Source organism: Dyella sp. 2HG41-7 (genome assembly GCF_021390675.1).
In the GTDB taxonomy this organism is placed as follows: Bacteria; Pseudomonadota; Gammaproteobacteria; order Xanthomonadales; family Rhodanobacteraceae; genus Dyella_B.
In genome coordinates this window covers 2,280,540-2,293,923 of sequence record NZ_JAJEJV010000004.1, presented here as the reverse complement: position 1 = coordinate 2,293,923, position 13,384 = coordinate 2,280,540, and the positions used below count along the sequence as shown (strand labels likewise).

Genomic DNA, 13,384 nt, shown 5'->3' with positions numbered 1-13,384 from the left:
GGTCGTGGTCGGCCTGACCACTCTTACTGTTTGTGGCGGTATTCTGGCACCACCCGGCATCCCAGGCTTACCATTCCCTCCATAGATTCAACCCTAGCTCCATGCAACGCCTGCTCTGGGTCGGAAACGGGCATTGCGTAATTAGCTCGACCACTCTTCGTGCTCGGGCAACATGACCTTCGAGATCCACTCCTGAATGGACTTATAGACATCGGTTCCCGGCCAGGGCAGGCGCTCCTGACTCTTGCTCCATGTCAAATGCACATTGGCGACCCGTCCTGACCCATCCAACAGCTGATAAAGGGCGTCGTCCCCATTGCCACGCGCAAGAAGTTTTGTCGGTACGCCATATAGGGCATGCCCTGGCGGCACTTCAACTGCCAACTGATTTGCCCACGTCAGAGCCACACTTTCTGGCAGTGTAGAGGCCGGAAACCAAGGTTCTAACCACTCCATAAATAAACTCCCTACCTCGACTCCTCCGAGGTCCGCTATGGGTCGAAAGCAGCCATAACGAAATTGCTGCCAATGCCTTATCGAACCGCTAATCTTTTGCCGGCCAAAGTATCGCCTGAGCCTGCGACTCATTGGCTTCCGCAATGTTTTCCAAGTCGAGAGGCGGCGGCTGAGCTGCGTTGGATCGATAGCGCCTTGTGAAGGTAGCTTTCACTCGCTTGGACATAAGCAGATAGGCCGACCAGATCGTCACACCGATCGCCAGATCGATCGACTTCAGGGGCTCGCCCGAAGGGTGCGCGGCAGTGGGAATCAGGTGCAGCAAAGCAAGGTTCACATCGTGCAAAACGAAACCGCTGACGAGCACCACTATGGCCAGGCGCGGGAAATTGCTGCGACGAAGGAATAGCAGTGGCAACAGCAGCACCGAAAACACGAATTGCGCCAGGCCGGTCGCCAGCTCCAGCAGCAACGCAGGTGCCCATAAGGCGTTGTAGTGCGTGCTTCCAAACGTGGTCAGTTTCGACCAGTGATCGATCGACATCACGTCGGCCACGGTGGACAGGTAATGAAAATACATCAGCGGCCGCAACGTCAGCCCTATCGCAAGCACAATCAGCCAGCCGCCGATACCTACCCAGCGAAAGTCAGCCGTGGCGGTCGGAGCGGGATCGTAGCGGTAAGCGACAACGGCCAGCCAAATCCAGAAGGCGAACATCGCCATCGCCAGCAGCACCAAGGGCCAATTCATTCTGTCTAGCATGGAGGCTTTGCCGGTTGTCGACGCCGTCGCAGGCGAAGCGTCATGCCACATGAATTGGTAACCGTCGATGTCCCTGGCACGCTTCAGATCGCTTAGGTAGCGCGGCATCTCCTTCGTCGCCACTTCATCGGTGAGCGCCTGATAGTGTTCAGTAATGAAGAGGTGAGTGCCTTCCAATTTCACAGTTTGCTCGAACTGGAAGGCCGGGTCGTCTACAACGGTGGTGCCAGGCTCGACCTTCCAGTTGCTGGCAGGCAGCAGAACGTCAATGTCCTCGCTAACGTCCTGCGGATAGGTCAATCGCAATGGCGACTTGCGAACCGTCACCGAAGGCTCGAACAACAACTGCTCGATATCGCGCAGTTGAATCGTCAGGTAGTGTTCCTTGCGATCGCTGGAGTACGTCAGGATGTTGGCGATGTCATAGGTTTCCTTGCTAACGATGCGGTTGTTTGGCTCGTCGTCCCGCACTTGCAACGGCGCTGCCACGGTGATGTGTGGGTATCCAGTCGCGTAGAAATTTAAATATTTCTTTTGAATGTCGGCAAGGTTGGTCGACGACACGTATGCGCGCAGCGATTCGGCAGCGCTTCCGGTTGTCGTAGTTTCCAGGCTGTAGTGAACGGGCTTCTCGAGGCCGGCGCTGGCATCGAACACAACGTTCAAATGGTGGTTGGCGGCACTTGGGGATGGCCGCGTCATGGGGGTCAATTCTTTGGTATGCGGATCCACGACAAGCGCAATGCCGTAGTCGGGCTGAACCAGATGCTGCAAGTCTGCATTCTGGGTATCGCGCGTCGGGTCGATCCACCAAACCTTGCCATCGACACGGGCCTGTACCAGCACGTGGTCGAACATGCCCGGCGCCGCGTGCATATCCGCCAGGCCTCGTTGCAACGTGGTGTTGACCAGCGCCGCGTGTGCTTCGACGCCCAGGTGCTTGAGCAGCGTTAAGGTAAGCAGTGTTTTGTCCTTGCAATCGCCGAAGCGACGCGCATACACCAGCGCTGGCGAATTGGGTGCCTGCGAATTCAGTCCGATTTCCACGCCAAGATAGCGGACCTCGCTCTGCACCAACCGCAAGGCCGCGAGCATTCTGCCTGCGGGCGTCGGCTCGGATTTGGCAATGCGATCCACCTGCGCTTGCAACGCCGGGCTGAGGGTGGTGGGCACCTCGTAGAGCGGTTGCGCCCACTGCGCCACGGCCGCCCAATCCGAAAATTCGCTCCAGGACACCTCGGCGTACGGGGAGTACCAGTCCGGTGCATCGTCCTCCACCTTCAGCACCGGCGGGTTGACCACGTCCCACACATGGTCGCTCAGCCCATCGTGCTCGCTCATCGCAGGTTTTATCGCGGTGTTTCGTGCCGTGATAGCGAGGTGCTTTTCCAGCGGCGACAACATCCGTACATGGACGCGCGCGACCGGCACGGCAAACTGCAACGTCGCCGTGCCGAATTCGATCCCCTTGAACACCGGATTGCGGCCGGTCGTGCTATAGGAGTAATCGACCGTGTCGCCCACGCGAACATCGTCCAGCGCGACGTTGACCGTCTTGGTGCCGTCGTATACGCGCGCTTCAAGTTCCGTTTCTCGTTGCAGAATTTGGATGCGTGCCGTCTTCAGCTTGGAAATGACGTGGCCGTTGCGCACGACATCTAGCGAATGCAACACCAGCGTCTGGTACGCCGGATCAAACGGAATTTCGATGTTCGCGACCGCGTCCACGCCATTTGCATTCAGCGCAGTGGTGACCACTCGACGGTACGTAACATGGTGCTGGCCGCCGGCCAACACCTGAGTGTCGGTGAGAAGGTACAGCTCGCCGTTGCTGGCTTGGCTGACCAGATCCGGCGTTGGGGCGCCGGGCGCAACGGAAACGATCCAGGCAGGCGCAGGACCGACGGTGTAGTCGGCGGCGTGCGCGGCGGTTGGCATTAACGCCGCCATCCAAATCAGCATCACCGCCGCCAGCAAGCCGCCCCTTTGGCGCACGCCGACTGCCCCCTTGGCGAGGCGCAACACGTTCCTCATCAATACCCCCAGATTCCCCTTGTGCCTGGAATCCTACCGGATTCGGCGTCCGTCGCCAGCGGTCCCAGAGATGTGCTCAGGACGCGCAATGCAATGCCTATGGCGTCACTTCATCTAACTCTTTCACATGCACCAGTTCGAACGCGCTAGCGGGGTAATCGCTAACCCCAAGGTCCACTGTGGGTCGGATGCGGACATGTCCTAGTGCGTCAAATCTCGATCGGTTTCTGCTTGAATTACATAGATGCCGTACGGGCCATTTATCGATAGATAGAGGTTCTCTCCAACGTTCTTAAGGAAGAACAGGTAAGTCTCTCCGACCTTGCAACACAGCGGATTGTCTTCAGCAATGTAGCCGTTGTAGAGCACCCTCAATCCAGGGGCGACCGTTCCTTTTAGTTGCTTCAAAACATGGACAGTTGCGCATGATGACTTCCTTTCGCACTTCTCTAACGTCGTTTCCACGCGAGCAATCATCACGACGTCGGAATCTCTAACCTTCTCTTCGAGCGACATTTCGCGCACATAATTTGCACGAGCAGGATCTACTAGCCCAGCAACTAAGATGCTGAATACCGCTATTGAGAAAGCAAAAAAGCGAGATCGAACGAGATTCATACATCAGGATCCTCTCATGCGATGATGCGTGGCCAAAACTGTCCGCTTCGGGTCGAAAGCGGACATTTCAAATTCTACCCACGATGAAAGACCAAGTGCTTGCCGATTAGAAGACGCACTCTGCTTTTCATGAATATCAAAGCGATTCGAACAGTTTATTGGACCGCATCTAGTGCAAAACCGAATAGCCAGTCAGGTGCAAATACGCCCCACCCTCTTTCCCATTCTCAACCCCAGGCATAAACCGAATCGTGTGATGCCCCGCTTTCGGCCAACGCCACGCAAACAAAATCGCATCTGGGGTTTTCCATCCGCTACTGGATTTGTTTTGCCAAATCCCGGTTTGATCGAAGGTCTCGACACCATCCACAAACACGCGCGCATGCCCTGCTTCGCAGCAGTTGTCGCCGATGGTGCCGATGAGGGTGATGGCGGAGCCGTCGAAGGTGATGGGTTCGGAGTTGAGGGTGATGTCGCGGGTGGTGGTTTGGGCTTTGGACCAGTCGTTGGTGTTTTCGATGTTGGTATTCGGCGCGACGGCTGCGGCGGCGACCTCAATGGCGAAGCCGCCGTTGCTTTGCCATACGCTGGTTAATGCCGTGGGTGCGGGGCCGTCGAAGAAGCGGCTGAAGGTGCCGTCTTTTCCGCGTGCGGACCACGCGGCGGTGGCGTTGCGTATCAACCACTGTTTGGCTTTGGCGTCGTGGTGGTCGGTGGCGAGTTCGTAGAAGGCTTCGACTAAGGGTTCGACGATGTCGTTTTCGGCTTGCAGGTCGGCGAAGATGCCGCGGGGGTCGGAGAGGTGTTGCTCGACGGCGTTGGCGGTGGCGAAGGCTTCGTGCAAGTACATGTCTTTCTTTGTCGCACGATACAAATGCAATCCGTTCCAGATCATGTCGCCGTTGACGGAGGCGAAGAAGCGGTGCGGGGTTTGTTCGCAGGTTTTGCCGTTGTCGAAGACGTACACGCTATAAAGCGGCACTTTGGGGTCGAGATAATATTTGCGGATGGCTGCGTAGCGCGCGGTTGCAGCCTTTAAATAGCGCTCTTCATGAGTGGTTTCGTAAAGCAGGATGGCGGCTTTGACGCCGTTCGCATCGGTTTCTAGAGTTTTTAGATTATTGGTGCCACCGTCTGTGAGCTGATAATTGATACTGGGACAGGCGCCGCGCGCGAACACTTGGGCGTTTTCGACAAAGTCGAATGCTGCACGCGCTTTTTGCAAGGCGACGGGATCGTGCGTGATTTCGTATTCGCGCGATGCGGCGATCGAATCCCATTCGGGTACGTCGCTCCACGAGCTGCACTTGGTGCCTCCGGTACATGGCGCGGGATACGACGGCGCGGTTTTAATCAGCGCACTCATCAACGGCGCGACTTTCGCATCTTGGGTGGTCTTCCAATCGAGCCACAGCGTGTACGTCATCGAGTCGACACCCCAATCCTGATTGGATGTGTGGCAATCCGCCGCGCCGCATTCTCGCCATTTTCCGTCGCCGGTGTAGAAGACGCGCACCAGGGTGTCGACGGCCTCGGGGCCGGCTTGCTGAAACGTGGTGGCGCCCGCGGCGGCGGAGGCCAAGGCCAAGCTGGCAACTATCAATCGGATCACGCCTACTCTCCATTCGCTCGATGTGCGTCGAACATCCCAGCACAGAAAGAGGTTTAGCGGGGTCATTCGGCATTAGCTCTGCGAGAGGAAACGATGCGCGCCGTAGGCTTCGACAACGCCTCAATAAAATGCATGGCAAGCACCCGCACATATTGCGAGTAGCAACCCAGGCTTGATAGCTTACGCGCTGGCCTGGACACCCAGGCAACGCAGCCGGAAAGCTGCGACCATTCGTTGCCACAGGGGGCACGTCGTGGGTTCACTGACCGGATCGATCTGGTTCAAGCTTTGTTGCGCTTTGCTTTTGCTGTTGATCGCCACGCTGCCGGGCAATGCGCGGGCGGATATCTACAAATGCACCAAGGGCGGCGCCGTCACCTATCAAGACTCGCCGTGCACGGGTGCCAATGTGCAGGCCACGCAGGTGGATACGCCTGGCTCCAGTCATTTCGTCGGCTGCTTTGGTGCAGTTTCGAATAACCGTTATGGGGCATCCATTGAAGTGCGCGCCAATGGCGCGGGCACCTATCAAATGATCGACGAACATAATCCGCTGTCATCCGGCATCACGCTGCGCGCGGCGACCGATGAAGAACTGCGAGCCGTCAGCCAAGGGCTCCATATACATATTATCGAAGGGCTGAGCCGCGATACGGGGCGATCGACCTTGGTGAATGTGTATTCGATTCGCGCGCGTCATTACATCGTGACCAGCTCGCCGGGCTCCACGGCCATTTCGCCTTCCAGTCTTTACGGCATTTACCAAGGTATCGGTTCGGAAGGACAACCGGTGACGTTGCTTTATCGCGGCGGCGGCGAACCGCAAACGGTGATGAAGGGCGCGTGTCCCACGTATTGATGGAACACATCCGTCTTGGTTAGTAGCGAAAACGAACGATAGATAAGGCGCGTTGCTCGACATGCCGTGGTCGAAGCGCGTCCCGCGCACTCATGCATCAGCTTTACCGCCGACACAATTCCGCATCCGCTTACAGATAACCGCACTGCGTTGTGCGAAGGTTTCGAAGTCGGGCGTGTCCATCCGGTTCAAAGTAGCCGACACGCCCGACATGAGTGAAACAGCGCGGATCGCCTGGGTTGCACCCCAAACGATCCGCTGGCCACCACCAACTATCGAGAAGTTGATCATGGTTATTTCCGATCATACGGCACGCTCGCATTCGCGAGCCCTCGCCACGCCGCGTTCTTCACTGTTTCACCGCCGCTCATACTGGACGGCGTCGGGCCTAAGTGGGCGCTTGTAGAGCTCTCAGTAAGAAAACCCCTCTACATAGGCAGGATTTTTCCTGTAGCCCTTCGCGCCACGCGCAATGCGTGGCGCGACCTACGCGTTTGGACTAAAGCCGATGAAAAACTTCTTGATCGATCTTCCCTCCGAGGGAGGCTACGCCCTGTCCCAGGGTGACTACGAGCAATTGTGCGACGTGCGCGACAGGCTGTTTTTGATGGCGCAGTTTGCGGGCGTGGCGTCGTGTGATGTCGATAATCAAGCGTTGCTTGTTATTCGACGCATGCCTTTGGGGCATTTATTTGGCGATTTGAGTTGTCAGGTTGGTGAGGTACTGGCCGCTTTGACGCACATCGTGCCGCTTGCGAATTCGGCGCAGGCGCATTGAGTGAGATTGATGCGACCAACGTTCCTCACATTTTCATAGTCCGTCGCCTTGGCGAAAGCCGGGGCCTAGTGTCTTTCGCTTTTAAGAAATGCAAAGTCGCTGGGTCCCGGCTTTCGCCGGGACGACGGTGAGGTGGCTTGAAAGATCGCGGAGGAATTGAGCGGCGCGCCTGCGCACGAGCCACCTCACACCGTGATCACTTGTAAATCTATATTTCATAGGCGCACACTACCCGGCATTAGGGAGGCAAGTCTGCCCAGGGGCGCAGGCGATCCGATTCCACTGGCGCAGCACCACCGGAGCAGCACAACCTATGAAACGCCGCATTGCTCGATTCGCCGTTGTTTGTTCGATCGCTACATCCGTCGCCGCCGCACTCGCGCACGCCGATGCGCCACCCTCGCCCGCTAAGCATCCGGTGGCCGCCATCCAGGACACCGAGACCGCCGCGCAGCGTGATGCGCGCATGGCGTGGTGGCGCGACGCGCGTTTCGGCATGTTTATTCACTGGGGTCTTTATTCGGTGCCGGCCGGTTACTGGAAAGACAAACCGGTGCCCGGTCTCGGCGAGTGGATCATGAATGACGCGAAGATCCCCGTCGCCGATTACAAGAAATTCGCCGCGCAATTCGACCCCACGCAATTCGATGCGCACACGTGGGTGTCGCTCGCCAAAGCCGCCGGCATGAAATACATCGTGATTACATCCAAGCATCACGATGGTTTTGCGATGTTTCCATCGAAGGCCAATCCGTTCAACATTCACGACGCTACGCCGTACAAACACGATCCGTTGCGCGAACTGGCCGATGAAGCGCGGCGGCAAGGTCTGAAATTCGGCTTGTATTACTCGCAAGATCAAGATTGGACAGCGCCTGGCGGCGCGGCGATGGACGGTCGTTGGGATAAAGCGCAAGACGGCGATTTTGCGCAGTACTTGCACACCAAAGCCATTCCGCAGTTGAAAGAAATCCTGGCGCACTATCACCCGGATGTACTGTGGTTCGACACGCCCACCAAAGAGATGACGCCGCAGCTCGCGTCGGAAATCGTCGCCCTGCTCAACCAATATCCACAGCTCATTTGGAACAACCGCCTTGGCGGTGGTTATCCGGGCGATACCGAAACGCCGGAGCAATTTATTCCCCCGCAAGGTTTCCCCGGCAAAGATTGGGAAACCTGCATGACGATCAACGATACGTGGGGCTACAAATCGCACGACACGAATTTCAAATCGACCGACGTGTTATTGCGCAATCTGGTCGATATCGCCAGCAAAGGCGGCAATTATTTGCTCAATGTCGGCCCGGATTCGCACGGCGTGATTCCCGCGCCCGAAGCCGAGCGCTTGCGCGCGATCGGCCATTGGCTCGACGTCAACGGCGAATCGATTTACGGCACGCATCCCACACCGTTCGCCGATGCGCACGGCAGCTTCTCGTCAACCGAAAAAGACGACAACGGCAAGCCGCGATGGATTCCCACCTGGGATTGGCGCGCGACCAGCAAGCCGGGCAAGGTGTATGTGCATTTGTTCGAATGGCCTGGCAAAACGTTCCATGTCGCCGACGCCACGGTTCATGCGACGGGCGCTTATCTGCTCGCCGATCCGCATCACACGCCACTGAAGGTTACGCAGCATGGCGAGCAACTCGATGTGCAGTTGCCGGCTAAGGCGCTCGATCCGATTGATACCGTGTTGGTGATTGAGACAAAGGCTGGCTAACAAAGCCACCTCTCACAATCACCTTATCGTCGCTCCGGTTTGACCAGCTTCACCGTTGAAAAGCGCCTCGCCGGAGCGACGAACATTGCTGCGATGTCAGCTATTGCTTTTTGTATCGGTTTAAACATTGATACGGCACGCTGCGCGCTCAAGTGAAGAAGTCGTGACGACTTCTATGACGCCACGTTGCCTTACCAGGCCGCATGATCGCGGCGACCTTTATGTAAGGAGTCGTGCATGAGCACCATAACGTTTTCGCATCAGGACAAAGCGCGAATGCGCGAGGCTTATCGAGAATTCAAGGCTGCGAATCCCGGCACGGTAGATGGCATGGGCGCCGTCAAATCCTTCAAGGATTCCACTTACTTTCAATGGAGTGGAACCGCCGAAGACATTTATCATGTGGTGATCGGTCGCCAAGGCGATTAAATTACGCTTCTCCAATCCCCGCAGCAAAAACTGCTGACCTCCCTCATTGGCAAAAAAGGAATAGGCCATGTCGAAGTTGGTTGTTCGAAGCTTTGCAGTATCCCTCGATGGTTACAGTGCCGGCCCGCATCAGAGTCTGGAGAATCCATTAGGCGTACGCGGCCCCGAGTTGATGGAATGGTTTTTCCACACGCGGGTTTGGCAGTCGATGCACGGTAAAGGCGAAGGCGAAACCGGTATCGACAACGACATGGCGGAAACGGGCTTCGCTAATCTCGGCGCGTGGATTATCGGGCGCAATATGTTCGGCCCCATTCGCGGTTCGTGGCCAGACGACAGTTGGAAAGGTTGGTGGGGCGACGAACCGCCTTACCACGTGCCGGTATTCGTGCTCACACAATATCCTCGCGCGCCGTTGGAGATGAAAGGCGGCACCACGTTTTACTTTATTACCGACGGCATCGAATCCGCGTTGGCGCAAGCCACCGATGCCGCGCATGGTCGCGATATTCGATTGGGCGGCGGCGTGGCGACGATTCGTCAATATCTCAGCGCAGGGCTGGTGGACGAGATGCATCTCGCCGTGCGGCCTTTGTTGCTCGGCTCGGGAGAGCGGCTGTTCGACAACAGCCTTGATATGCACGCGCTCGGTTACGCGTGCTGGAAAACCGTTGCTGGCGAGCGCGCTACGCATACGTTTATACGTAAGCAGTCGTAATGCATGCATTCAAAAGAAAAGCCCGGCATTAGCCGGGCTTTTCTCGTTCTCCTCTTGGCGACGGCGCTTATCAGTCGTCGTCATCGTCGCCGCGTCGCACCACATAGGGCTGGCTGTACACGACAGTCCGCGTGACGACCGGCGCGCTTTGGTAATACACAGGCGCCGGCTGGCTATACACCACGGTCGGCGGCGGAGGCGGCGCGTAATACGTCGGCGCCGTTGCGCCTTCCACCAAACCTGCGACCGCACCGGCTACGACGGCGCCAGCAATCCAGCGACCGCCGCTCCAATAGCCGCCGCGACGCCAGCCGTCGTGATCGTGATGCCAACCGCCGCGGTCGCCACGATCCCAACCGCGGTGATGCCAATCGTCATGGCCCCACCCGTCGTGCGCCGATGCACCGAACGGCACAGCGACCATCGCCGCAACAGCCAACCCGATCAACATGCGCTTACTTACGTGCTTGGTCATGACATACCTCCGTTGGTTCGGTTCCGATGCTGAGTTTGTGGCGCTTAATAACTACTGAAGAATTTCTTTCACATTCGCGCTTTCACAAAATCAGTTAGCGAGCGTTTTCCCAACGGGGGTTTTCTTAGTCGAGTCTTAGTTGTGACTTACTTGAAACTTAGTGACACGAAAAATCTTTATCTCGTCGCCCCGGCGAAAGCCGGGGCCGAGTGACTTTGAGCTTTGACAAACATGAAGGCGCTGGACCCCGGCGTTCGCCGGGGCGACGAGCGAGGTGTCGCGCGTATCACATGAGTTATGCATCACACTTTTGCAATCGCATCGAACGGCTTCGGCGCTTGCGTTCCATCGGCCGGCAACGATTTGATCGCCATATCGCGCACGGTGCGCGCTAACACCACGCCACGCACAAACGCATCCTTGGCAGGGCCAGGATTATCGGGCGACTGCACCACGCTCATAAAAAACGTGTCGTACAGACCGGCCAGCCGTTGCGCATACGCATCGCCGATGATGTCGGCGTCGGTCCTGTTTGCGTCAGCCATGGTGCTCTCCTTTGACAATAGGACGATCCGCGCGAATGTCCTGCGCGCCGCATCGGGACTCTACCGCATCCGAAATCCAGGCGAGTTGACGCGGCGTGCACGGTTTAATGCGCTTTTACGCCCTGCTCGTTTATCTTCCCCGGGATATAAACGGCCCCCCGCACCTTACTCGATCATCCGATTTTCATGCCCGATTCTCCGAACCGCCGCGCCGCGCGCTTGCAATCGCGCGGCGCGGCGACAAAGTAATCCGCTGATGTGTTTGCTCCCCTAACCTTTCAGACCAAAGGATGCTTGTATGGAATATCGACGACTCGGCGCATCGGGCTTCAAAGTGCCGGTGCTCAGCTTTGGAACCGGCACATTCGGCGGCAAGGGCGAGTTTTTCAGCGCATGGGGTAATACCGATGTCGCCGAAGCGCGTCGCCTGGTGGATGTGTGCCTGGACGCGGGTGTCACCATGTTCGACACGGCCGATATTTATTCGTCTGGCGCATCGGAATCGATTCTCGGCGAAGCGATCAAAGGCCGCCGCGACAAAGTGCTGATTTCCACCAAGGCCACGTTCCGATTCAATGACGAACCGAACAACGTGGGATCGTCGCGTTATCACTTGATCGAAGGCATCGACGCCGCGCTTAAACGCCTGGGTACCGATTATATCGACCTGTTCCAATTGCACGGCTTCGATGCGATGACGCCCGTGGAAGAAACGCTTTCCACCCTGGACGACATGGTGCGCGCCGGCAAGATCCGTTATCTCGGTGTGTCCAATTTCTCCGGTTGGCATTTGATGAAATCGCTGGCCGTCGCCGACCGCTACGGTTATTCGCGTTACGTGGCGAATCAAACGTATTACTCGCTAATCGGTCGCGATTATGAGTGGGAGTTGATGCCGCTCGGTTTAGATCAAGGCGTCGGTGCGGTGGTGTGGAGTCCCTTGGGATGGGGTCGCCTCACTGGCAAACTGCGTCGCGGTCAGCCGTTGCCGGAAACCAGCCGTCTTCACAAGACCGGCGATGTGGGTCCACAAGTGACCGACGAATATTTGTATCGCGTGGTGGATGCGCTCGACGAGGTCGCCAAGGAAACCGGCAAAACGGTGCCGCAGATCGCGCTGAATTGGCTGCTGCAACGCCCGACCGTTTCCACCTTGGTGATCGGCGCACGCAACGAGGAACAACTGCGCCAGAACCTCGGCGCGATCGGTTGGAATCTCACCAAGGAGCAAGTCGCCAAGCTCGACGCCGCCAGCGATATCGCGCCGGTTTATCCGTATTGGCATCAGCGCGGCTTTGCCGAGCGCAATCCGCCGCCGGTTTAACGCCGTCAATGCGCCCCTCTCATTGCGATGAGAGGGGCGATGCGCTCGCACCGTATCGTCGGTATGCTGTTGATCGATTTCCATGCAGCGCGCCGATATGGAACCTCGCCTCGTTACCGACCCCAAGTTGCTGCCGATACTGGATGAGCTTCAACGCCGCGAACCGATTTTCCATCGGCCGGAATTCGGCACGGCACGAAGCGATTTTGAGGCGATGACCGAGACGAATTTTTGGGAAGTGGGCGCGTCCGGCCGTCGCTATAGCCGCGACTACGCGTTGCGTGTGTTGGAAGAACGCTATAGCCGGCCATACGACGATCATTGGGAAACCAGCGATTTCCACTGCCAGGAAATCGCCACCGACAATTACCTGCTCACCTATACCTTGAAGCAAGGCGCGCGCATCACGCGACGCACCACGCTATGGCGTCATGCGTTGCAAGGCTGGAAGATCGTCTTCCACCAGGGCACGGTGGTTGCCGATTAACAGCGAATCGCTTATTTGCCCGGCTGCGTCATCGGAATATCGCCCTGGTTGAGGTTCCCCAGGTCGCTCGGTCCCTGATTGCTTTGCGCAGATGAGTTGGACCATGAGCGAACGAAATGTCCGTTCTGATCGAAGCTCAACATGGTGGAAACGGTTTTTTCCACGTGCTTGGGAACATGCGAGCCGGTGGTCGCCTCACCCGACACTTCGTTGTGCTTGGTCACATATTGCAACTGCTGACCGCCATCCGGCGTTTGAGTGATTTGAAACGGCTGGCCAAGAGCGCTCTCGGCTTGAGCAACGGTTGTTACGCCAGGTTGAAAAGATGAGATCGCTCCCTGATCGCCCTTGGGGCTCGATGAAGCGCAACCTGCAAGAAACATCGTCGCCAGGGCAGACGCAACAACCTTGTTCATTTCCTCTCCTTTTTATCCTGAGACGTTCTGTAAATACCGGGCGGGTCATACTCGGCGAAAACCGGGCATGAAGAAACCTGCCTAAAGTCACATCGGCAACCATCTTTACGTAAATAGATTTATTCGCGCGTTCCTGCGAATCGC

15 protein-coding genes are annotated in these 13,384 nt (G+C 57.3%); 7 read left to right on the top strand and 8 right to left on the bottom strand.

The features are described 5' to 3' along the window. Nucleotides 1-141: 141 nt before the first annotated feature. From L0U79_RS11710 to L0U79_RS11695, 4 genes are all read right to left on the bottom strand, one after another. Nucleotides 142-456: a hypothetical protein gene (locus L0U79_RS11710; RefSeq protein ID WP_233842456.1), complete on the bottom strand. Its 315-nt coding sequence runs from the start codon at nucleotides 454-456 to the stop codon at nucleotides 142-144. Between the two features lie 88 nt (nucleotides 457-544). After that, nucleotides 545-3,253, bottom strand: a complete 2,709-nt coding sequence (locus L0U79_RS11705) for a DUF3857 domain-containing protein (protein WP_233842455.1) — start codon at nucleotides 3,251-3,253, stop codon at nucleotides 545-547. 201 nt (nucleotides 3,254-3,454) lie between these two features. Continuing rightward, entirely contained in the window at nucleotides 3,455-3,871 is a 417-nt protein-coding gene (locus L0U79_RS11700) for a hypothetical protein (RefSeq protein WP_233842454.1), read from the bottom strand. 169 nt (nucleotides 3,872-4,040) lie between these two features. Beyond that, complete coding sequence (locus L0U79_RS11695) at nucleotides 4,041-5,483, bottom strand: hypothetical protein (protein ID WP_233842453.1); 1,443 nt, start codon at nucleotides 5,481-5,483, stop codon at nucleotides 4,041-4,043. A 253-nt stretch (nucleotides 5,484-5,736) separates the two neighbouring features. Between L0U79_RS11695 and L0U79_RS11690 the strand changes: the two genes are divergently transcribed. Further along, nucleotides 5,737-6,342, top strand: coding sequence for a DUF4124 domain-containing protein (locus tag L0U79_RS11690; RefSeq protein WP_233842452.1), 606 nt, complete (start codon nucleotides 5,737-5,739; stop codon nucleotides 6,340-6,342). Nucleotides 6,343-6,432: 90 nt separating this feature from the next. Here L0U79_RS11690 and L0U79_RS11685 read toward each other — a convergent pair whose 3' ends face one another. Beyond that, complete coding sequence (locus L0U79_RS11685; RefSeq protein ID WP_233842451.1) at nucleotides 6,433-6,633, bottom strand: hypothetical protein; 201 nt, start codon at nucleotides 6,631-6,633, stop codon at nucleotides 6,433-6,435. A 217-nt stretch (nucleotides 6,634-6,850) separates the two neighbouring features. On the opposite strand from L0U79_RS11685, the gene L0U79_RS11680 reads away from it, so the two are divergent. The 4 genes from L0U79_RS11680 (at nucleotide 6,851) to L0U79_RS11665 (ending at nucleotide 9,993) form a co-directional block, all read left to right on the top strand. Continuing rightward, nucleotides 6,851-7,120: a hypothetical protein gene (locus tag L0U79_RS11680; RefSeq protein WP_233842450.1), complete on the top strand. Its 270-nt coding sequence runs from the start codon at nucleotides 6,851-6,853 to the stop codon at nucleotides 7,118-7,120. A 313-nt stretch (nucleotides 7,121-7,433) separates the two neighbouring features. Then, entirely contained in the window at nucleotides 7,434-8,846 is a 1,413-nt protein-coding gene (locus L0U79_RS11675) for an alpha-L-fucosidase (RefSeq protein ID WP_233842449.1), read from the top strand. A gap of 237 nt (nucleotides 8,847-9,083) precedes the next feature. Then, on the top strand, nucleotides 9,084-9,275 hold the full coding sequence (locus tag L0U79_RS11670) for a hypothetical protein (protein ID WP_233842448.1): 192 nt from the start codon (nucleotides 9,084-9,086) through the stop codon (nucleotides 9,273-9,275). Between the two features lie 67 nt (nucleotides 9,276-9,342). After that, nucleotides 9,343-9,993: a dihydrofolate reductase family protein gene (locus tag L0U79_RS11665; RefSeq protein WP_233842447.1), complete on the top strand. Its 651-nt coding sequence runs from the start codon at nucleotides 9,343-9,345 to the stop codon at nucleotides 9,991-9,993. A 70-nt stretch (nucleotides 9,994-10,063) separates the two neighbouring features. Here the strand turns inward: L0U79_RS11665 and L0U79_RS11660 are convergent, their stop codons facing one another. Both L0U79_RS11660 and L0U79_RS11655 read right to left on the bottom strand, forming a co-directional pair. Further along, nucleotides 10,064-10,468, bottom strand: coding sequence for a hypothetical protein (locus L0U79_RS11660; RefSeq protein ID WP_233842446.1), 405 nt, complete (start codon nucleotides 10,466-10,468; stop codon nucleotides 10,064-10,066). 302 nt (nucleotides 10,469-10,770) lie between these two features. Beyond that, on the bottom strand, nucleotides 10,771-11,013 hold the full coding sequence (locus tag L0U79_RS11655; protein ID WP_233842445.1) for a hypothetical protein: 243 nt from the start codon (nucleotides 11,011-11,013) through the stop codon (nucleotides 10,771-10,773). A 298-nt stretch (nucleotides 11,014-11,311) separates the two neighbouring features. Here L0U79_RS11655 and L0U79_RS11650 point away from each other — a divergent pair, with 298 nt between their 5' ends. Both L0U79_RS11650 and L0U79_RS11645 read left to right on the top strand, forming a co-directional pair. After that, the gene (locus L0U79_RS11650) at nucleotides 11,312-12,337 is read left to right on the top strand and encodes an aldo/keto reductase (RefSeq protein WP_233842444.1); all 1,026 of its coding nucleotides are present in this window, start codon (nucleotides 11,312-11,314) and stop codon (nucleotides 12,335-12,337) included. A gap of 97 nt (nucleotides 12,338-12,434) precedes the next feature. Continuing rightward, nucleotides 12,435-12,824 carry a DUF4440 domain-containing protein gene (locus L0U79_RS11645; protein ID WP_233842443.1) on the top strand — a complete coding sequence of 130 codons (390 nt, stop codon included), beginning with the start codon at nucleotides 12,435-12,437 and terminating at the stop codon, nucleotides 12,822-12,824. Nucleotides 12,825-12,835: 11 nt separating this feature from the next. Here the strand turns inward: L0U79_RS11645 and L0U79_RS11640 are convergent, their stop codons facing one another. Next, nucleotides 12,836-13,240 carry a hypothetical protein gene (locus L0U79_RS11640; protein ID WP_233842442.1) on the bottom strand — a complete coding sequence of 135 codons (405 nt, stop codon included), beginning with the start codon at nucleotides 13,238-13,240 and terminating at the stop codon, nucleotides 12,836-12,838. Nucleotides 13,241-13,384: the final 144 nt, after the last annotated feature.